General features: G+C 68.3%; 19 protein-coding genes. 12 read left to right on the forward strand and 7 right to left on the reverse strand.

From position 1 onward, the window contains the following. Window positions 1–153 precede the first annotated feature (153 nt). Window positions 154–999, forward strand: a complete 846-nt coding sequence (gene rsmI, locus ABZV91_RS18610; RefSeq protein WP_355242897.1) for a 16S rRNA (cytidine(1402)-2'-O)-methyltransferase — start codon at window positions 154–156, stop codon at window positions 997–999. A gap of 12 nt (window positions 1000–1011) precedes the next feature. Here rsmI and metG read toward each other — a convergent pair whose 3' ends face one another. Continuing rightward, complete coding sequence (gene metG / locus ABZV91_RS18615; RefSeq protein ID WP_355242900.1) at window positions 1012–2577, reverse strand: methionine--tRNA ligase; 1566 nt, start codon at window positions 2575–2577, stop codon at window positions 1012–1014. Between the two features lie 280 nt (window positions 2578–2857). On the opposite strand from metG, the gene ABZV91_RS18620 reads away from it, so the two are divergent. From ABZV91_RS18620 to rsmA, 3 genes are all read left to right on the forward strand, one after another. Then, window positions 2858–3694, forward strand: a complete 837-nt coding sequence (locus ABZV91_RS18620) for a TatD family hydrolase (RefSeq protein ID WP_355242903.1) — start codon at window positions 2858–2860, stop codon at window positions 3692–3694. Window positions 3695–3845: 151 nt separating this feature from the next. Further along, window positions 3846–4028 carry a hypothetical protein gene (locus tag ABZV91_RS18625; protein ID WP_355242906.1) on the forward strand — a complete coding sequence of 61 codons (183 nt, stop codon included), beginning with the start codon at window positions 3846–3848 and terminating at the stop codon, window positions 4026–4028. Between the two features lie 47 nt (window positions 4029–4075). Then, window positions 4076–4957: a 16S rRNA (adenine(1518)-N(6)/adenine(1519)-N(6))-dimethyltransferase RsmA gene (gene rsmA, locus ABZV91_RS18630; protein ID WP_355242908.1), complete on the forward strand. Its 882-nt coding sequence runs from the start codon at window positions 4076–4078 to the stop codon at window positions 4955–4957. A gap of 28 nt (window positions 4958–4985) precedes the next feature. On the opposite strand, the gene ABZV91_RS18635 is transcribed toward rsmA, so the two are convergent. The 3 genes from ABZV91_RS18635 to ABZV91_RS18645 form a co-directional block, all read right to left on the reverse strand. Then, window positions 4986–5195, reverse strand: coding sequence for a copper ion binding protein (locus ABZV91_RS18635; protein WP_030522301.1), 210 nt, complete (start codon window positions 5193–5195; stop codon window positions 4986–4988). Window positions 5196–5440: 245 nt separating this feature from the next. After that, the gene (locus ABZV91_RS18640) at window positions 5441–5803 is read right to left on the reverse strand and encodes a hypothetical protein (protein WP_355242911.1); all 363 of its coding nucleotides are present in this window, start codon (window positions 5801–5803) and stop codon (window positions 5441–5443) included. Further along, window positions 5754–6224 (reverse strand): helix-turn-helix transcriptional regulator, encoded by a 471-nt coding sequence (locus ABZV91_RS18645; protein WP_355242914.1) that lies wholly within the window; start codon window positions 6222–6224, stop codon window positions 5754–5756. Before ABZV91_RS18645 ends, ABZV91_RS18640 begins: the two co-directional genes overlap by 50 nt. Before the next feature lie 87 nt (window positions 6225–6311). On the opposite strand from ABZV91_RS18645, the gene ABZV91_RS18650 reads away from it, so the two are divergent. The 3 genes from ABZV91_RS18650 (at window position 6312) to ABZV91_RS18660 (ending at window position 9888) form a co-directional block, all read left to right on the forward strand. Beyond that, complete coding sequence (locus ABZV91_RS18650) at window positions 6312–6782, forward strand: nuclear transport factor 2 family protein (RefSeq protein WP_355242917.1); 471 nt, start codon at window positions 6312–6314, stop codon at window positions 6780–6782. After that, window positions 6709–7677, forward strand: coding sequence for a 4-(cytidine 5'-diphospho)-2-C-methyl-D-erythritol kinase (locus ABZV91_RS18655; protein ID WP_355242920.1), 969 nt, complete (start codon window positions 6709–6711; stop codon window positions 7675–7677). The genes ABZV91_RS18650 and ABZV91_RS18655 overlap by 74 nt, the downstream gene beginning before the upstream one ends. A gap of 405 nt (window positions 7678–8082) precedes the next feature. Further along, window positions 8083–9888, forward strand: a complete 1806-nt coding sequence (locus ABZV91_RS18660; RefSeq protein ID WP_355242923.1) for an ABC-F family ATP-binding cassette domain-containing protein — start codon at window positions 8083–8085, stop codon at window positions 9886–9888. A gap of 12 nt (window positions 9889–9900) precedes the next feature. Here ABZV91_RS18660 and ABZV91_RS18665 read toward each other — a convergent pair whose 3' ends face one another. Beyond that, entirely contained in the window at window positions 9901–10761 is an 861-nt protein-coding gene (locus ABZV91_RS18665; protein WP_355242926.1) for an Abi-alpha family protein, read from the reverse strand. Next, on the reverse strand, window positions 10752–12074 hold the full coding sequence (locus tag ABZV91_RS18670) for a hypothetical protein (protein WP_355242929.1): 1323 nt from the start codon (window positions 12072–12074) through the stop codon (window positions 10752–10754). Before ABZV91_RS18670 ends, ABZV91_RS18665 begins: the two co-directional genes overlap by 10 nt. Before the next feature lie 390 nt (window positions 12075–12464). Between ABZV91_RS18670 and ABZV91_RS18675 the strand changes: the two genes are divergently transcribed. Together ABZV91_RS18675 and ABZV91_RS18680 are read left to right on the forward strand one after the other, a co-directional pair. Then, on the forward strand, window positions 12465–13301 hold the full coding sequence (locus ABZV91_RS18675; protein ID WP_036514401.1) for a DUF4393 domain-containing protein: 837 nt from the start codon (window positions 12465–12467) through the stop codon (window positions 13299–13301). A gap of 345 nt (window positions 13302–13646) precedes the next feature. Next, window positions 13647–14267 carry a nuclear transport factor 2 family protein gene (locus ABZV91_RS18680; RefSeq protein ID WP_355242971.1) on the forward strand — a complete coding sequence of 207 codons (621 nt, stop codon included), beginning with the start codon at window positions 13647–13649 and terminating at the stop codon, window positions 14265–14267. A gap of 6 nt (window positions 14268–14273) precedes the next feature. Here ABZV91_RS18680 and ABZV91_RS18685 read toward each other — a convergent pair whose 3' ends face one another. Further along, window positions 14274–15917, reverse strand: a complete 1644-nt coding sequence (locus ABZV91_RS18685) for a peptide chain release factor 3 (protein WP_355242932.1) — start codon at window positions 15915–15917, stop codon at window positions 14274–14276. A gap of 288 nt (window positions 15918–16205) precedes the next feature. On the opposite strand from ABZV91_RS18685, the gene ABZV91_RS18690 reads away from it, so the two are divergent. The 3 genes from ABZV91_RS18690 to ABZV91_RS18700 all read left to right on the forward strand — a co-directional run bounded on the left by ABZV91_RS18690 (window position 16206) and on the right by ABZV91_RS18700 (window position 18254). Next, window positions 16206–16802, forward strand: a complete 597-nt coding sequence (locus ABZV91_RS18690) for a 50S ribosomal protein L25/general stress protein Ctc (RefSeq protein ID WP_355242934.1) — start codon at window positions 16206–16208, stop codon at window positions 16800–16802. Between the two features lie 19 nt (window positions 16803–16821). After that, window positions 16822–17397: an aminoacyl-tRNA hydrolase gene (pth, locus tag ABZV91_RS18695; RefSeq protein WP_039826683.1), complete on the forward strand. Its 576-nt coding sequence runs from the start codon at window positions 16822–16824 to the stop codon at window positions 17395–17397. A gap of 173 nt (window positions 17398–17570) precedes the next feature. Continuing rightward, window positions 17571–18254 carry a DUF3800 domain-containing protein gene (locus tag ABZV91_RS18700; protein WP_355242937.1) on the forward strand — a complete coding sequence of 228 codons (684 nt, stop codon included), beginning with the start codon at window positions 17571–17573 and terminating at the stop codon, window positions 18252–18254. The last annotated feature ends 322 nt before the right edge of the window (window positions 18255–18576 follow it).

Raw genomic sequence — 18576 nt, forward strand, 5'->3', positions numbered from 1 at the left:
CACTGATCCGGACGCCGGACGCCGACGCGACCGCATGCGTCGAGTTCCGCGAGAGCAAGGCCGCAACCCCGCGGCGCCGGAGGCGACGCCGAGGAACACCGCTAGGCTGCCGACATCGACAGGTTCGGACCGGCCGGGCCGGGCAGGAGCGTGGTGACCGACGGTGGGTTGATCTTGGCGGCCACACCGCTGGGGGCGATCGGGGATGCCTCGCTCCGGCTGCGGGAGGCGCTGGGCAGCGCCGATATCGTCGCCGCGGAGGACACCCGGCGGACGCGGTCGCTGGCGGACGCGCTCGGGGTGGAGATCCGGGGGCGGGTGGTCAGTTTCTACGATCACGTCGAGGAGGCGCGGGTGCCGGCGCTGCTGACCGAGATCGCGGACGGCCGTAGCGTTCTGCTGGTGACCGATGCCGGGATGCCGTCGGTGAGCGACCCCGGCTACCGGCTGGTGGCGGCCTGTGCCGAACGCGGGCTGCCGGTGACCTGTCTGCCCGGTCCCTCGGCGGTGACGACGGCGCTCGCGTTGTCGGCGCTGCCGGTGGACCGGTTCTGCTTCGACGGGTTCGCACCCCGGAAATCCGGCCGGCGCAAGGAGTGGCTGGGCACGCTGGTGGGGGAGAAGCGGGCATGTGTCTTCTTCGAGGCCCCGCATCGGCTGGCGGACTGCCTGGCCGACGCGGTCGAGGTACTGGGCGGGGATCGCCGGGCCGCGGTGTGCCGGGAACTCACCAAGACCTACGAGGAGGTTGTGCGCGGCACGCTCGCCGAACTGGCCCAATGGGCGGTGGACGGAGCGCGCGGTGAGATCACCGTGGTGCTCGCGGGCGCCTCGGCCACCGTGGTGGATCCGGAGGATCTGGTGGCCCAGGTGGAGGAGCGCGCCGCGGCGGGGCTGCGTCTCAAGGACGCGAGCGCGGAGATCGCCGAGGTCGCCGGGGTGTCCCGGCGGGAACTCTACGACGCCGTGCTGGCCGCCCGCCGCGCCGCGGTGGACTGATCCGGCGCCGGATCAGTCCTCGGTGTTCGGCTCCACATAGCGCGGGAACACCGGTGCGGGAGCCGGGAGCGCGACACCGGGTACCAGCGGGGTGGCGAGCGCGGCGAAATCGCGGTCCTGCTGGGCGAGCAGGTCCAGGATCCGCGCGGCCGAGCCGGGCAGGACCGGCTGGACCAGGATCGCCACGATCCGGACCACCTCGAGGGTGACGTAGAGGACCGTGGCCATCCGGGCGAGGTCCTCCTCGGTACCCGATTTGCGCAGCGCCCACGGCGCCTGGGCGCTGAAGTACCGGTTGGTCTCGCCGAGGGTCAGCCAGATCTGTTCGAGCGCCAGATGCATCTGCTGGACGTCGAATTCGGCCCGGCAGCGTTCCAGCAGGCCGTTCGCGCGATCGAGCAGCGCGCGATCCTCCGCGGTGAACTCGCCCGGTGTGGGGACGGCCGCGCCGCAGTTCTTGGCGACCATGGTCAGGCTGCGCTGTACCAGGTTGCCGAACTCGTTGGCGAGGTCGGCGTTGATCCGGGAGACGATCGCCTCGTGGCTGTAGCTACCGTCCTGGCCGTAGGAGATCTCGCGCAGCAGGAAGAAGCGTACGGCGTCCAGGCCGTAGGCCTCCACGAGGTCCAGCGGGTCGACCACATTGCCGACCGACTTCGACATCTTCTCGCCCTTGTTGTAGAGGAAGCCGTGCACGAAGACCCGGCGCGGCAGTTCGATCCCCGCCGACATGAGGAACGCCGGCCAGTACACGGTGTGGAAGCGGGTGATGTCCTTGCCGATGATGTGCACATCGGCGGGCCAGTACTTCCGGAACGCGGCCGACCCGGTATCCGGGAAGCCGACGCCGGTGAGGTAGTTGGTCAGCGCGTCCACCCACACGTACATCACGTGGTCGGGGTGATCGGGGACGGGTACACCCCAGTCGAAGGTGGTCCGGGAGATGGACAGGTCCTTGAGACCGGCCTTGACGTAGCTCACGATCTCGTTGCGCCGGGTGGCCGGGGCGATGAACTCCGGGTGCTCGTCGTAGAGCGCGAGCAGTTTGTCCTGGTAGGCCGACAGGCGGAAGAAGAAGTTGGATTCCTCGGTCCAGGTGACCGGCGTGTTGGTCTCGGTGGAGACGCGGCTGCCGTCGTCGAGCAGCGTGGTCTCCTCCTCGGTGTAGAAGGCCTCGTCGCGCACCGAGTACCAGCCCGAGTAGTTGTCGAGGTAGATATCGCCGTTGTCCAGCATCCGCTGCCAGATGGCCGCGCTGGCGAGCTGGTGGTCGGCGTCGGTGGTGCGGATGAACCGGTCGTAGGAGACGTCGAGCGACTTGTCCATCCGCTCGAACACATCGGAGTTACGGGCGGCCAGCTCCTCCACCGGGATGTTCTCGGCGGCGGCGGTCTGCTGCATCTTCTGACCGTGCTCGTCGGTTCCGGTCATGAAGAACACGTCGTACCCGTCGAGCCGCTTGAACCGGGCGAGCGCGTCCGAGGAGATGTACTCGTAGGCGTGCCCGATATGCGGCGCACCGTTGGGGTACGCGATGGCCGTGGTGATGTAGAAGGCGGGACGATCGACTGCGCTCATGGTGTGTCGATTCCATCATGGGGACCGCGGTGAACCCGACTCGACTGCGTGTTCATGCCATCAGAGGGTACTGGCAGGGCTGCGCGCACCGGAATCGATAGGCGTCGCCGATCGCCTTCCGGGCCGGGACCGCGGTGCGCGCTGTCTTCGGTGCGGCCGCACCAGGGGTCTCTAGTGTGGTGCCCGTGCCTTTTCTCGAACGTCTGCGTGAATCCGGGCCCGTCCGCGCGGCGGGCCCCGTACCGCGGGTTCGCCCGCTTCCGCGCCGGGGCGCGGACCGATGAGCGCCCAGCGTCCCGCGCCGCCGCTGCCGGAGCCGCTGACGCCGCTGGTCGACGCGCACACCCATCTGGACGCCTGCGGCGCCACCGACGCGGCGTCGGTGGCGGAGATGGTGGACCGGGCGGCCGGGGTGGGCGTCGGCCGGGTCGTCACCGTCGCCGATGATCTGACCGCCGCCCGCTGGGCCGTGGACGCCGCGAACTGGGACGACCGGGTGTACGCCGCGGTGGCGCTGCATCCCACCCGGGCGAACGCGCTCGACGACGCGGCGCGGGCCGAGTTGGAGAAACTGGCCGCCGACCCCCGGGTGGTGGCGGTCGGGGAGACCGGACTGGACTACTACTGGCCGGGCAAGCTGGAAGGTTGCGCGGACGTCGACACCCAGATCGAGGGGTTCCGCTGGCATATCGATCTGGCGAAGCGCCTCGGTAAACCGCTGATGATCCACAACCGGGAAGCCGATCACGACCTGCTGACCGTGCTGCTCGACGAGGGCGCCCCGGAGACGGTGATCTTCCACTGTTTCTCCTCGGACGCGAATATGGCGGTGTCGTGTGTGGCGGAGGGATATGTCCTGAGTTTCTCGGGGACGGCGAGTTTCAAGAACGCGCACGAATTGCGGGAAGCGGTGCGGGTGGTGCCGGACGAGCAGCTGCTGTTCGAAACCGACGCGCCGTATCTGACCCCGCACCCGTTCCGGGGTGCGCCGAACGAGCCGTACTGCCTGCCGTACACCGTGCGCGCGGTGGCCGAGATCCGTGGCCAGGATCCGGCTGAACTGGCCGAGATCAGCAGTGCGAACGCGCGCCGGATCTATCGGTTCGGCCGCAGCTGAGCTCCGTTGATCTTGAGTGATCTGAATCACAAATCGCGCTGCCGGCATTTCTCCTACCTGGGACATGGGGGCCATTCGGAGATGTGAAAAAATATCGATTCGGTTCGCAGCGGTTGTCGGGGACCGGCGGCTTCGTTATCGTCTCGTGACCGTGTCACCCTTTGCGAGGATCAACTCCTCACGCTCGCCCCTGCTGTACCTGGTCATCGCCGCTGTGCTGGTGGCCTTGATCGCCGGCGCCGGTGCGGCCATCGCCACCCACGACTCGGGTCGTGAACGGGCGCATTCCGCCCCGGTGGGTGTGTCGTACTCGCCGGTCCTCGACGCGGCCTGAGCTCCCGCCCGCGAGGGCGGCCGGGCCCGGGTTGGTAGGTTCTCCCGGTGTCCGATGCCGAGATGATGCTGCGTGGTCAGGCCGAACTGCTGGGGCCCGCGCAGGTGCGCGAACTGGCGGAGCGGCTGGGTGTGCGCCCGACCAAGCAACTCGGCCAGAACTTCGTGCACGACGGCAACACCGTCCGGCGCATCGTGACCGCGGCCGGTGTCGGGCGGGCGGATACCGTACTGGAGGTCGGGCCCGGTCTCGGTTCCCTGACCTTGGCGCTCCTGGATGTGGTGGATGCCGTCCTCGCGGTGGAGATCGATCCGGTGCTGGCCGGGCAACTGCCCGCGACAGTGCGGGAGCGGGCGGCCCCGCTGGCCGAGCGGCTGACCGTGATCCCGGGTGACGCACTGCGGATCGGGTCGGCGGCGCTGGCGGTGGCGCCGACCGCACTGGTCGCGAATCTCCCCTACAACGTGGCCGTGCCGGTGCTGCTGCATCTGCTCGCCGAGTTCCCGAGTATCACGACCACACTGGTGATGGTGCAGGCCGAGGTGGCCGACCGGCTCGCCGCGAAACCGGGCAGCCGGGTGTACGGGGTGCCCAGTGTGAAGGCGGGGTTCTATGGGACCGTGCGCAAAGCGGGTGCGGTGGGCCGTCAGGTGTTCTGGCCGGTGCCGCAGGTCGAATCGGGTTTGGTGCGCATCGATCGGTTCACCGAATCGCCCTGGCCGGTCGACGAGGCGCACCGGCGCCGGGTTTTCGAGGTGGTCGATCTGGCGTTCGCGCAGCGCCGCAAGACGCTGCGTGCCGCGCTGGCGGGATGGGCGGGTGGCCCCGCGGAAGCCGAGCGGCGGCTGCTCGCCGCCGGGATCGCACCGACTGCCCGCGGGGAAACCCTGGACACCGCGGCGTTCGTCCGCCTCGCCGCGCAATCCTGATCCATTCGGATCGACTCCGTTCGCCCGATTACCTGGCGATCTCGTAACCCGCTTCGTCCACCGCCGCGGCGATATCGGCCTCGGCGATGGGGGCGCTGCCCTCGACGACGACCCGGCCGGACGCGAGGTCCACGTCGACGCCGGTGACACCGTCGATCTTGCCGATCTCGGTCTGAACCGACTGGACGCAGTGTCCGCAGGTCATGCCGGTGACGGTGTAGGTGCTGGTCGTGGCCATGACATCTCCTTTGTGCTCGTTCCCGGTGCGGAACTCCTTCAATATACCCCCGGGGGGTACATGTCCGCAACGCATCCGGCCGAGCGCTCGCCACGGCCTTCCCTCGCCTCGGGTGGCGACGGTCTCGACCTCGACGGAAACAGGTGTCGCCGGGTACTCGCGATACGGCACCCACAGCAGCTCGCGGAGGCCCGCGTGACTCCGGGCGCAGGACGGGCCAGCGGAACGGGCGAGAGGATATGGCGCTACCGGCCGGCGGCCAGGTCGCGCAGATAGGAGTCGGTCCGATCGTCTCCCGGAAAGTACGCCTCGACTGCGACCTCGTCGAGGGTGATGTCGAACGCCGCGCCGAAAGTGGTGATCGTACTGAAGAACGACAGGTCGGCGCCGCCGTGGCGAAGCAGGATGGGGAGCGCGATCTCCGCGGGGTCGGTGTCGGTGGCCTCCGGCGGACCGTAGGACCGTAGTTCCTCGTACAGCGCGGCGAGTGCGGGATCCCCGGTCGCCGTGACCCGGCGCGCCAGGCGCGGCAACAGGAACGCGCGGACCTGTGCGAGGTTACCGAGCCGAGGAGCGAGCCCGCGCGGATGTAGCGCGAGTCGCATCATATTGACCGGTGGTTCGAACAGATCGGGGTTCTATCTCCGTGAAGAACACGTCGACGCAGTCGTTGGACTGCACCAGATTCCAGTGCTGGTCGACGGCCGATGCGGGAAAGGGTTCGTGCATTCGCAGCACCCGCTGCACGGCCCGGCGCGCCTGGCCCAGCGCGGGGTCTGTCCAGGAGCGGCGGGTGAACTCGGGGGCGTGCCCGGCCGCGATCAGCGCCCGGTTGCGTTCGCGGAGCGGAATGTTCAATTGTTCGGCCAGATGCAACAGCATGGGCCGGCTGGGCACTGTGCGACCGGTTTCGACGAAGCTGATATGCCGGGCCGACACCTCCGCTCGGATGGCCAGATCGAGCTGGCTCGACTCACGCCGAAGCCGCCACTCCCGCAGCAACTCACCGACCGGTCGTTCCCCGTTCACCGGCCCAGTATCGCCGCGTGTGGGCGGCGATCGCCATTACATCACGTGTAATCGACATCCCGACCGGCCCTTGCCACGCTCGGCGGTATGACGAACGACAACGTGGCTCTTCGCAACAAAGAACTGGTCCTGCACGTCTTCGCGGAATTCACGGCGGGTGATCTCGGGCCGCTCCGTGCGGCGCTGTACGACGACTTCCTCGAACACAGTCCGGGGAACCCCTCCGGAAAGGACGCGTTCGTCGAATTCATCGCGCGGGCGGCCGTCGCCGAGTCGCGCCTGGAGCCGGCCCGTGTGGTCGCCGACGACGAATACGTGGTGATGCACTATCGCATGGTTCCGCCGAACGGCGAGCCCGATCTGGCGGTGGCGGACATCTGGGCGGCCGCCACGCGGTCCGGCGCGGGGGTGGGCGGCGGTCCGGCGTCGCCGTCCGCTGGCTGTGGATGGGCTTCGCCAACTGCGCCTATTAGGCTGGGTCATCGTGCTGTCCGTTGTGCCCAGTCCCGTCACCGTGCGGGCTCCTTCGAAGGTCAACCTCCATCTGGGAGTGGGTGACCTGCGCGCCGACGGCTACCACGAGCTCACCACCGTGTTCCAGGCCCTGTCGCTCGCCGACGACCTGGAGATCACCCCCGCCAACTCGCTCACCCTGCGGGTCACCGGGGAGGGCGCCGCCGAAGTCCCCACCGACCGGACGAATCTGGTGTGGAAGGCCGCCGTCCGGCTCGCCCAGGTGGCCGGACGCGCGCCACTGGTGGAGATCTCCATCGACAAGGGCATCCCGGTCGCCGGGGGTATGGCCGGCGGCAGCGCCGACGCGGCCGCCGCGCTGGTCGGGCTGAACGAGCTGTGGGAACTGGGGATGAATCGGGACGAGCTCGCCGCGGTGGGCGCCGAACTGGGCAGCGATGTGCCCTTCGCCCTGCACGGTGGCACCGCGCTGGGCACCGGGCGCGGTGAACGGCTGCTCCCGGTGCTGTCCCGCAACGCCTTCCACTGGGTGCTGGCGCTGGCCAAGGGTGGGCTGTCCACGCCCGAGGTGTTCACCGAACTCGACCGGCTGCGGGTCCAGGGCGAACCGCCCCGGCTCGGCGCGCCTCAGGAGATCATGCAGGCACTGGCCTCCGGCGACGCCCACCAGCTCGCTCCCCTGCTCGGCAACGATCTGCAGGCGGCCGCCGTCTCGCTGCGCCCCGAGCTGCGCCGCACGTTGCGGGCCGGCGTGGAGGTCGGCGCTCTGGCCGGACTGGTCTCCGGATCCGGTCCGACCTGCGCGTTCCTATGCGAATCGGCGGAATCGGCGGTGGCGGTCGCCGCGGAACTGTCCGGCGCGGGGGTGGCCCGCAGCGTGCGCACGGCCAGCGGCCCGGTCCCCGGCGCGCGGGTGATCGGCCACGAGGAACCGCACCATCCGGCACCCGACCCCGGGCCGGGCCCGCGCCGCGCCTGATCACCGGACCGCCGGCCACCTCGGGGCCGCTTCCGGCGGGTCGACGGGTGCGCGTCCGCCTCGCTCCGACCGTGCGCGGATGGCGGATGGGCCGCGCCCCGGCAGCGTCCACCGGGGTGTACCTCTGTCTTCCCGGCGGCCCCGGGCGGGCCTTGCACCGGCCGTGCCTGTCGGCGGAACTGTCCCTTCGCTCCCATCTTTCATGGGTAGTGACCGGCTGTGGCGTCGGGGGTGCCTTGCTCTTCGCTCCGGTATTCCATGGGCAGCGACCGGCTGGGCGGTACCGGGTGAACCTGCGTCTTCGCGCCGGCCGCGCGGGCTGCGGATGGGCTGGTCCCGACAGCGACCATTAGGCTGAGCTGGGCCCCGTAGAGGCGTGGCCGGCAGCCGGAGGCGGAAGGATCCATGTCCAACCTGATCAACCTCGAACAGGTCAGCAAGAGTTTCGGGATCACACCGCTGCTCGACGGTGTCTCGCTCGGTGTGCACGCCGGCGACCGGATCGGGGTGGTGGGCCTCAACGGCGGCGGCAAAACCACGCTGCTGGAGGTGCTGACCGGTATCGAGGAGCCCGACAGCGGCCGGGTGAGCCGGCTCGGCGGGCTGCGCATGGCGGTGGTCACCCAGCGGGGCGTGCTGCCCGAGGGCGCCACCGTCGGCGAGGTGGTCCTGGCCGGATTGGCCGATGACGCGCCCACCGGCGATATCGCCGAACACGAATGGGCCGCCGACCCGCGGATCCGGTCGGTGCTGGACGGTATCGGTATCGCCGACCTCGGTCTGGACACCTCCGTCACCAATCTGTCCGGCGGCGAACGTCGCCGGGTGGCGCTGGCGGCCGCGCTGGTGCGAGAGCTGGATCTACTGGTCCTCGACGAGCCGACCAACCATCTCGACGTCGAAGGGGTGGAATGGCTGGCCGGACACCTGCTGGCCCGGCGTAGTGCGCTCGTCGTCGTCACCCACGACCGCTGGTTCCTGGACACGGTCGCCACCCGCACCTGGGAGGTGGTGGGCGGCCGGGTCGAAACCTACGAGGGCGGCTACGGCGACTGGATCTTCGCGCGGGCCGAACGCGCCCGTCAGGCCGACGCGACCGAGGCCCGCCGCCGCAATCTGGCGCGCAAGGAACTGGCCTGGTTGCGGCGAGGCCCGCAGGCCCGTACCTCCAAACCGCGCTATCGGGTGGAGGCCGCCGAGGCACTGATCGCCGATGTGCCGCCGCCGCGCGACTCGGTCTCGCTCACCGCATTCGCCAAGAAGCGTCTGGGCCGGGTGGTGATCGAACTCGAGGACGCCACCCTCGCCACCCCGGACGGCCGGGAGCTGGTCCGCGATCTCACCTGGCGGCTCGCCCCCGGGGAACGGGTCGGTCTGGTCGGGGTGAACGGATCGGGCAAGACCACGCTGTTGCGTGCGCTCGCCGGTGATATCGACCCGGTGTCCGGCACACGGATCCAGGGCCAGACCGTGCGGATCGGCTGGTTGCGGCAGGAACTCGACGATCTGCCCACCGATATGCGGGTGCTCGAGGCGGTACAGCAGATCGCCATGCGCATCACGCTGGGGGAGGGTGGCAAGGCGCTGGAGCTGTCCGCCGGGCAACTCGCCGAACGGCTCGGTTTCACCCCGGCCCGCCAGCGCACCCCGGTGCGCGACCTGTCCGGGGGCGAGCGGCGCCGCCTGCAACTCACGCGCATCCTGATGGCCGAGCCCAATGTGCTGTTGCTGGACGAACCGACCAACGACCTCGATATCGACACCCTGCAGCAGCTGGAGGACCTGCTGGACAACTGGGCCGGAACCCTGGTGGTGATCAGCCACGACCGCTATCTGGTCGAGCGGATCTGCGATACCACCTGGGCGCTGTTCGGCGACGGCGCGCTCACCAACCTGCCCGGTGGGATCACCCAGTACCTGCGCCGCCGCGCGGAACTCGCGGCCGGCAGTCCCACCCGGGCGACGACACAGTCGCAGCCGGCGGCGCCGCAGACCGATTCCGCGTCCTACCGGGCGGCCCGGAAGGAACTGACCCGGCTGGAACGTGCCATCGACAAACTGGGCGAGCGGGAGACGGCCCTGCACGCGGCGCTGGCCGATGCGGCCACCGAACCCGGCAAACTGATGACACTGGGCGCCGAACTCAAAGATGTCCAGGCCCAGAAGGAAACGGCCGAAGAGCGCTGGATGGAGCTCGCCGACCAGGTATGAGTGCCCCGGCGTTCAGTGGTTCTCGGCCGCCGGGCCGCTCTCCCCGCTGATCGGGAGGCTGGCCTGGACGAACTCGCCGCCGAACGGGGTGAGCGCGATACCGCGGTGCTGGAGCCTGCCGCGACCACCGGCCCGCTCGAGCAATTCGATCGCGGGTGCCTGGGCTTCCAGCAGTTGATAACGCTCGGGTGTGCCCACCGGTTCGGGCAGCAACTCGATCAGTCCGATCCGGCGCAGATTGGCCAGGTAGCGCTGGACCCGGTCGGGATGGCGCAAACCGGCGTGCTCGCCGATCATGCTGACCCCGATCTCGGCCGTACCGGACCGCTGTTCCGCCTTCCGTGAGCCACGCCGGGCGCGGCGCCCGCCGCGGACCGTGACAGCCGGTTGCGGCCCGTCGAGGCGTAGCAGGCGCAGGATGCGCGCCTCGTCGGGAGTCAGTTCGGCCAGTATGCGGGCGAAGGCCGGATGGCCCTCGTCGGCGGCGCGGGGGCTGGCGGCCAGGCGCAACAGCGCGGCCCCCTGTTCGCGCAGTGACCGTTCGGTCGGGTTGTCGAGAGCCGACGGTTCCGCCGCCGCGACACCCAGCGCCCGGCGCAGCGCGTCCTGCGCCTGCGCGACCGCCTCGGTACGGATCTGGGCCGGCGGGAGCCCGGCCATACTGCCCCGCACCACCGTCTCGGTGATATCGAGAGCGGTGTGCACGCCCCAGCGGGTGGTGCCCGAGACCGCCGAGGCCGCGACCCGTGCGACTCCGCTGACCGCGCGCACCGTCGCGGCGGGGCCACCGGGCCGCCCGCTCTCCCCGGCCCGGCCGCTACCGTCGCGCCGCTCCGGTTCGCCGCTGTCCCGCGTTTCCCGTTTCACAGCCATGTCGTCGCCACCCCCGTTCCGAAGACCAGGATATGCGCGTATCCGGCGAACAGTCCGAGCACGCCGCCGTGCACGAACAGCAACCATTCGTCCTGTTTGATCGCCGCCCGCAGCATATCGACGAAATCGTTGGGCGACAGTTCGGACATCTGCTTGGAGATATAGGCGCCGATCTGTTTGCCCTGCCGCATATTGAAGTCCTCGTCGGCGAAGGCCAGCGGCGCGATGGCCATGGCCTCAGAGGTCAGCGTCTCGGTCAGGGTCCGGTAGTCACGGCTGCCGAGTACCAGTTTCACCGCCCCGCGGGCGGGCCCCAGTGCCCGGTCGGCGGCGGGCCGCAGGGTGTCCTCCAGCATTTGCAGGGTGCGGTCGGATTTCGGGCCGTTCAGCAGTTCGTCCCCGATATTGGCCACCGTCATCACCTGGGTCGAGACCAGTTCGGCGTATCCGGTCGTGATCTCGTTCTGGCGTTTGATCAGCAGGCCCTGCCGCCACGGGCACCACCATTTCGGTTCGGCGGGCGCGAAGATCATGTTCAGGCCGACCCAGTTGACGACCCAGCCGATGATCACCCCGCCGATCGGCAGCACCGCCAGGGTGGACCAGCCGGTGAGATGCAGTATCGCCACCAGCACCACGCCCATCGGGGCGCCGAAGTAGAGGCCGAAATTCTGCATGAACCGCAGCTCCTTGGCGCCGAGCACCTGGAACAACTGATTGAGCAGTTGCGGCCGGGCCTGGAAATAACGAATGACCATCTGTTTGACATCGAGCAGTTGATCGATGTTGGCGCCGAGTTCGGTGGTGAGTTCGCGCAGAATATCCGGCAGTTGCCGGCGTACTCTTTCGTGTACTGCCTCCCGGACCTGGGTGGGCAGATTGTACCAGAGTTGCGGATGTTCGCGGCGCAGGATCGACTCCACGATATCGCGGATCTGTGTCTCGGCCGTCCCCGCCAGATGCTCGGCGAGGGCGTCGGGCTCCAGTTCCCGGTAGAAGTCGGTGACACTGCCCAGTTTCGAAAGTCCCTTGTCCACGGCGATACTGGCCATCTTGTCGGCGCGTGAGGGGACGATGCCCTGCCAGCCGAAGCGGCCGTCGTGGCTGAGCAGCGGCAGGATCTGGATCCGCTTGGGCAGGTACGGGTACAGATACCGCAGGCCGGGTACCCGGACACCGTGGAATGCGATCGGCCGGAACAGCATCAGCACACCGGTCCAGTTGGTGACGTAACCGATGACCCCGGTGAACAGCGGAATGGTCAGCAATTCCAGGAGGATCGTCGGGTGCACCCCGAATACACTCTCCAACACGACACACCCTCCTGCTCCGGTGATCGCCGCCTCACCGGGATCCTCAAATTAGCACTACCACCGGATGCGACCGCGCTGCGGCGGACGTCCCGGCGGTAGCGCGTTCGGGCCCGGCACATCAGTGTCCCAGACGAGAGCCGGATTCATGGTCCGGCGGCGAGTGATCGCGGCGAATGGGCAATAATCGGTGAGCGGATTCGTTCATCTGGCGATATCGGAGTAGACGTGGCAGACGACAGGACCGGACAGGAGATCCCCCGGACCGGTTCCCGTGCCGTGCAGCGCAGCGGGCCGCCGGGTGCCGTGCGGGTATCGGGCATCGCGCGCCCGCCGTCGCCGAACGGTAGAGGCGCTCCCGCCTCGGATGTCGAACGCCGGCCTCCGTCGAGTGTGGAACGCAGCGCCGACGTCGAACAGCGGCAGATCAGCAACGAGGCCCGTCTCATCCGCGGGGTGTTCCGGGCGGCCGGTCTGGCGGCGGGCGGTGTGGTGCGCGGCGGCCAGTGGGCGGTCAACACCTCCTACGAGGTGACGCGGGAGATCACCCAGGCCGCCCTGGACGGGGAATCCTCGGCCGAGATCGCCGAGCGGACCGGTAACGCGCTGCGCTCCATCGCGCGCAGTGCCCTCGGCGTCACCGAGGGGTCGGTGCGCGAGATCGTCAGCTACGTCCCCACCGGGCAGACCCCGCCCCAGCAGACCGTGGCGGTCGGTTCCTATCTGCGCTCGGCCAGCGTCGCCGAACTGCGCCGGCGCGGGGACGCCCTGCTGGCCCGGTCGGCGGATGTGTACTTCACCGAAGAGGTGCATCCGGCCTATGACCGGATCCTGGACGAACTGGCGCCCGACGAGGCCCGCATCCTGCGCTACATGGCCCTCAACGGGCCGCAGCCGACGGTCGATGTGCGCACCAACCGTCCGCTGGGTATCGGATCGGAGTTGATCGCCGGGGGGTTGACCTCGGTACCGGAGCAGGCCGGGGTGCGGTACATGGATCGCGCGCGCTCGTACCTGATCAACCTGAGCCGGTTGGGCCTGACCCATAATTCCGAGGATCCGGTGGTGCTGAGCCGCTATATGGTGCTGGAGGTCCAGCCGATCGTGGAGGCCGCACTGAAAAAAGCGGGCCGCGCACCGAAAATTGTCCGCAAAAGTTTGCGTCTGACCGAGTTCGGAGAGGATTTCTGCCGGACCTGCTTCACCATCGGCAACGGTGAACGGCCCTGATATCGGCCGGAACAGGCCCCCCGGCGGATCTGCCGGGTCCCTTTCGTAATCGGTGATCTGTGCCCACGGTCCGTGATATCGCCGACGCAGGATAGCAATCCGATACAGATCTGAATTACCTCCCAAATTGTCCATTTCAGGTGGGATGGTGGAGAGATGGACCAGGGCGAAGAGCGCAACGATCCCGGGCCGCGCCCGGGTGGTTTTCCGCGGCGGCCGGGCCAGAGCAGCGAGACCATGGCCTTCTCCGGCGCCGCACTGGCGGCCGCGTTGGGGGCCGGGCTCGACGTCTCGCTGCCCCCGCGGCTCGAGCCCGAAGGGGACGTGCCGCTGACGATGGGGCCGATGCGGCCCGGTGAAGGACCTGGGGTGACCGCTGTGGCGACCGACGACATGCTGGCGATACACCGCCTGAAATACCGATACCTGCGCACCTTGGACACCAAACTCTGGGACGACCTCGCGGATACGCTGATCCCGGAGGCCACGGCCACCTACAGCGAATATCTGCAGTTCGAATCCCGGGAAGCATTCCTCACATTTCTCCGCAATACACTCGGGCCGCACGTCATCACCGAACATCATTGCGATCACCCCGAGATCGATGTCGACGGGGACCGCGCGACCGGAATCTGGTATCTGTCCGATACCGCGCTGATTCCGGAGAACAATATGCTGATGCGCGGTTCCGCCTACTACAACGACCGATACGTCCGTTGTGACGACGGCTGCTGGCGGATCGCGCATACCGGTTACGAACGGACCTACGAGGTGGTGCTCTCACTGGGTGATCTGCCCAGCCTGCGGCTGACCGCCAACCGGTGGGGGCTGATCCAGCAGGCCTCCGGTGTCGAAGAAGTCGAGCGTGTCCCGCGCGACTATCCGCAGGCCAGCGCGCCGGCGGGGAACGGAGAGATCGACACCGACCGCGAATATCCGGGGCCGGAGGACCGGGCGGCCGGTTGAGCCGGCTCAGTCCGCGGCGGCGACCAGCGGTTCGAGGGTGAGGTCGGGCATCTCCTTCTGGATGTACTGCAACCGCCACTTATCGCTGAACACGGCCAGGATCGCCCCGTCGCTGCGGGTGAACACCTCCACACCGCGCTGGCGGTCGAGTTCGGACGCCGATTCGGCGTCGGTGCGCCGGGCGATCGTATAGGCGAGGTGGTCGAGCTGGGTCTCGACGCCGAACTCGCCCTGCATACGCGCCGTGACCACCTCGAACTGCATGGGGCCGACCGCCGCGAGGACCGGCGAGGCGTCGCCGCGTGAATCATTGCGCAGGACCTGCACCACACCCTCGGAATCGAGCTGGTCGATGGCCTTGCGGAACTGCTTGTACTTGCCCGCGCTCTGCGCCCGCAGCGCGGCGAAATGTTCCGGCGCGAACGACGGGATGGGCGGGAACTCGACCTTCTTGTCCACGAACAGCGTGTGCCCGGGGGCCAGCGCGGTCGCGTTCACCAGGCCCACCACGTCACCGGGATAGGCGGTGTCCACGGTGGCGCGTTCCCGGCCGAACACGGTGAGCGCGTACTTGGTCGCGAACGGACGACCGGTCTGGGCGTGGGTGACGACCATGCCGCGTTCGAACTCGCCGGACACGATCCGCATGAACGCCAGCCGGTCGCGGTGGGCGGTATCCATCCCGGCCTGCACCTTGAACACCACCGCGCTGAACGGGTCCGCGGGTCGGCGCGACGTGCCGTCCACCGCGGCCCGGGAGCCGGGCGCGGGCGCGAGCGCCACCAGGGTTTCCAGCAGCTGCCGGACACCGAAGTTGAGCATGGCCGAGGCGTAGATCACCGGGGAGGTCTGCCCGGCGAGGAAGAGTTCCTGGTCGTGGTCCTGGCCGGTGGCCGAGAGCAGTTCGCTCTCCTCCGCGGCGGTACTCCACGGCTCGCCTTCCCGGGCCTCGGCGGCCTCGGGGGTCAGCGACTCCTCGGGCGCGATGGTCGCGCCGCCGGCGGTCCGGGTGAAATGGATGTATTCGGCGGGGACGCCGTCGGGCCCGCGCCGCAGCAGGCCGCGGAAATCGCCGGCGATACCGACCGGGAGGAACAGCGGCGTCGGCGTGAGGCCGATCCGCTCGTCGATCTCGTCGAGCAGTTCCAACGGGGCGCGGCCCGGCCGGTCCCATTTGTTGATGACGGTGATCACCGGGATACCGCGGTGCCGACACACCTGGAACAGTTTCAATGTCTGCGGTTCCAGGCCCTTGGCGGCATCGATCAGCATCACCGCGGCGTCGACCGCGGTCAGCACGCGGTAGGTGTCCTCGGAGAAATCGGAGTGGCCGGGGGTATCCACGAGATTGATCACATTGTCGATCTCGGAGCCGGCGGCCCGGTAGTTGAACTGCAGCGCGGTGGAGCTCACCGAGATACCGCGCGCCTTCTCCATCTCCATCCAGTCCGATACCGTCGATTTACGTCCGGCCTTGCCATGGATGGCGCCCGCTTCGGCGATCTTGCGCGCGTGCAGCGCGAGAGCTTCGGTGAGCGTCGATTTACCCGCGTCGGGATGGGAGATCACGGCGAAAGTGCGGCGCCGCGACACCTCGGCGGCCAATCCGCGCGCAGCGGGTGCGACGGAGCCCTCGGTGGAGGCGGTCAACGGAAACAACCTTTCGGACGATCGGGACAACCTGTCCAGGCTACGTGACGGTGCTGACCAGGCGTCGACGTGCCGCCCCCTACCCGATTCAGGAGTTATGCGGTGACTGAGTTACAGTATTCGGGTTGTCTCGGCGAGGGTTCGCATTTCTGCGGCACCGTGATCGACGCGGCGCGGCTTCCGGCCGCCTCCGATCGGTCCTCGCCTGACGAGCAGACCAACCGACCAGGGGCGCGATTACCCTGGCACCGCCCACCAGCCCGGTAGAGCCGTAGGAGTTATCCAGTCATGTCCGACGTCAACCTTCTCGAAGCGAAGATCCGCACCGAGTTCGGCAAGGGCGCAGCGCGCCGTACCCGCCGCGCGGGCAACGTGCCCGCCGTGCTGTACGGGCACCAGTCGGACCCCCAGCACCTGTCACTGGACGCGCTGTCCTTCGCGGCCATCCTGCGCCAGCACGGCAGCAACGCGGTGCTGAATCTGAACATCGAGGGCAAGAAGCAGCTCGCGCTGACCAAGTCGGTCGTGGTGCACCCCATCCACCGCTACATCGAGCACGCCGACCTGCTGATCGTCCAGCGCGGCGAAGAGGTCACCGCCGATGTGCCGGTCACCCTCACCGGTGAGGCCGGCCCGGGCACCCTGGTCACCCAGGAGGCCACCACGATCTCGGTATCGGCCGAGGCCCTCAACCTTCCCGAGTCGATCGAGGTCTCCATCGCCGGCGCCGAGGTCGGCACCCAGATCACCGCGGGCGCCATCGCGCTGCCCAAGGGCGTCAGCCTGGCCGGCGATCCCGATGCCCTCATCGTGAACATCGTCGAGCCCCGCGCCGCCGAGCCGGAGCCCGAGGCCGCGGCCGCCGAGGGCGAGAGCGCCGAATAAAGAACCCGGCCCCCTCTCGATGGCCGATACCGCGCCGGCGCTCGTCGTCGGCCTGGGTAATCCGGGTCCCGCCTATGAGCGCACCCGGCACAATGTGGGCTTCCTGGTCGCCGACTCGCTCGCGCAGCGGGTCGGCGGCCGGTTCACCGCCCACAAGAAATCGGGCGCCGATCTGCTGCAGGCCCGACTGGACGGACGTCAGGTACTGATCGCGAAACCGCGGTCGTACATGAACCTGTCCGGCCGGCCGGTGGCGGCGCTGGCCCGGTTCTTCTCGGTCCCGCCCACCGAGGTCGTGGTGATCCACGACGAGCTGGATATACCGTTCGGTGAGATCCGGCTCAAACGCGGCGGCGGTGAGGGCGGGCACAACGGCCTGCGGTCGGTGTCCGGCGCCCTCACCAGCAAGGATTATCTGCGGACCCGGATCGGTATCGGGCGCCCGCCGGGCCGGCAGGACCCGGCCGATTACGTACTGAAACCCTTTTCGTCGGTCGAGCGCAAAGAGCTCCCGACGGTGGTGGAACAGGCCGCCGACGCCGTCGAACTGCTGCTACGGGTGGGGCTGGAAGCCGCGCAGAACCAGCTGCACTGAGCTCGGTGAACGCCCCACATGCTCGGCGGCCGCGCTTCGGGGTGTCTCCTCTGGCGGAACAAGACCATGAAGCCGAGCGGCTCGTCTCGCCGTCATCATGAGGATTCCTACCTCCCATGCCGAACTCGCCTGCGATAGTTGATGATCGAGCCATGCCACCCCATCTCGATCGTATGATCTACGTCGATGACTCCGGCCATCCCCAGTCCGGACTGGCTGTCTACGGATGGATCGAGTTTCGCCCTGACCACTGGCGATCGGTACTACGCGCATGGTTGGATACCCGCAAAGCACTCTGGCGGGAGTTCGGGGTACCGGTCACCAAAGAGCTTCACACCACCGAGTACGTGAACGGCCGTGGCCGAATCTCCAAGAGGATCCCGGACCGGCACATACACGATGGCCATGAGTATTGGAAGGACTTCGGCCGGGAGGTGGCGGGCGATTGCCTGGAGACGCTTCGTTGCACCGAGGGGCTGATTGTCGGCTCGGTTTACCGCAGAGGAAAGCCGAAAGAGTTGATGTCGACCAAACGAGATCTCTACGCCGATCTGGTCGCGCGTTTCGAACTCGAACTGGCAGCCCGCGACTCGTTGGGCCTGATCTTCATGGACGGGGACGGCAGTGACAGTTCGTACCGAACGACTCATCGCGGTCTCGCGTTGGCGAATCGCCGTGTGATCGAAGACGCCATCCACATCGATTCGTCCGGCTCGCAGCTGGTACAGATGGCCGATCTCGTTGCGTGGTCGGCCTCCGCGAAGCTCGATCAACATCCGAAGAACCAGTTCGCCGCCCGGTGGTACAGCGATTATATGGCCGAACGTGATCCTCGGCGTGAACCTCAGGAACTGTAGACACCCCGGAAACAGCTAGACCCCCTTATCCACAGGTGTGGGGGGGTCTGCAGGGTCATGATAGCACTTTCCCGTCTCTGCAGGAAGGTACATGCCGTGGTCAGCATGGCCAGCAGCGCTGCGATCGATCCCCGCCGTCGGACTGGCCGAAGACGGGATCTGGGCTGAATCGCTTCAGAACCGACGCGCGGCCCGACGGGGAAGTGGACCATCCACCTTGTGCAGGGGCGGGAGTCCGACCGCTTGACCGCCCTGTGCAGGTAGGGCTGAAGCCGCGCAGAACCAGCTGCACTGAGCTCTGGTGATGTTTGAATTGATCATC

The sequence above is a fragment of the Nocardia sp. NPDC004568 genome, from assembly GCF_040609955.1.
Lineage (GTDB): Bacteria > Actinomycetota > Actinomycetes > Mycobacteriales > Mycobacteriaceae > Nocardia.

Coding starts and splice junctions, on each gene's coding strand:
- metG (WP_355242900.1), bottom strand. CDS start 2,577: ATGAGCGCAGTCGATCGTCCCGCCTTCTACATCACCACGGCCATCGCG.
- ABZV91_RS18620 (WP_355242903.1), top strand. CDS start 2,858: ATGAGCGCCCAGCGTCCCGCGCCGCCGCTGCCGGAGCCGCTGACGCCG.
- ABZV91_RS18635 (WP_030522301.1), bottom strand. CDS start 5,195: ATGGCCACGACCAGCACCTACACCGTCACCGGCATGACCTGCGGACAC.
- ABZV91_RS18640 (WP_355242911.1), bottom strand. CDS start 5,803: ATGATGCGACTCGCGCTACATCCGCGCGGGCTCGCTCCTCGGCTCGGT.
- ABZV91_RS18650 (WP_355242917.1), top strand. CDS start 6,312: ATGACGAACGACAACGTGGCTCTTCGCAACAAAGAACTGGTCCTGCAC.
- ABZV91_RS18660 (WP_355242923.1), top strand. CDS start 8,083: ATGTCCAACCTGATCAACCTCGAACAGGTCAGCAAGAGTTTCGGGATC.
- ABZV91_RS18665 (WP_355242926.1), bottom strand. CDS start 10,761: ATGGCTGTGAAACGGGAAACGCGGGACAGCGGCGAACCGGAGCGGCGC.
- ABZV91_RS18680 (WP_355242971.1), top strand. CDS start 13,647: ATGCGGCCCGGTGAAGGACCTGGGGTGACCGCTGTGGCGACCGACGAC.
- ABZV91_RS18690 (WP_355242934.1), top strand. CDS start 16,206: ATGTCCGACGTCAACCTTCTCGAAGCGAAGATCCGCACCGAGTTCGGC.
- pth (WP_039826683.1), top strand. CDS start 16,822: ATGGCCGATACCGCGCCGGCGCTCGTCGTCGGCCTGGGTAATCCGGGT.
- ABZV91_RS18700 (WP_355242937.1), top strand. CDS start 17,571: ATGATCTACGTCGATGACTCCGGCCATCCCCAGTCCGGACTGGCTGTC.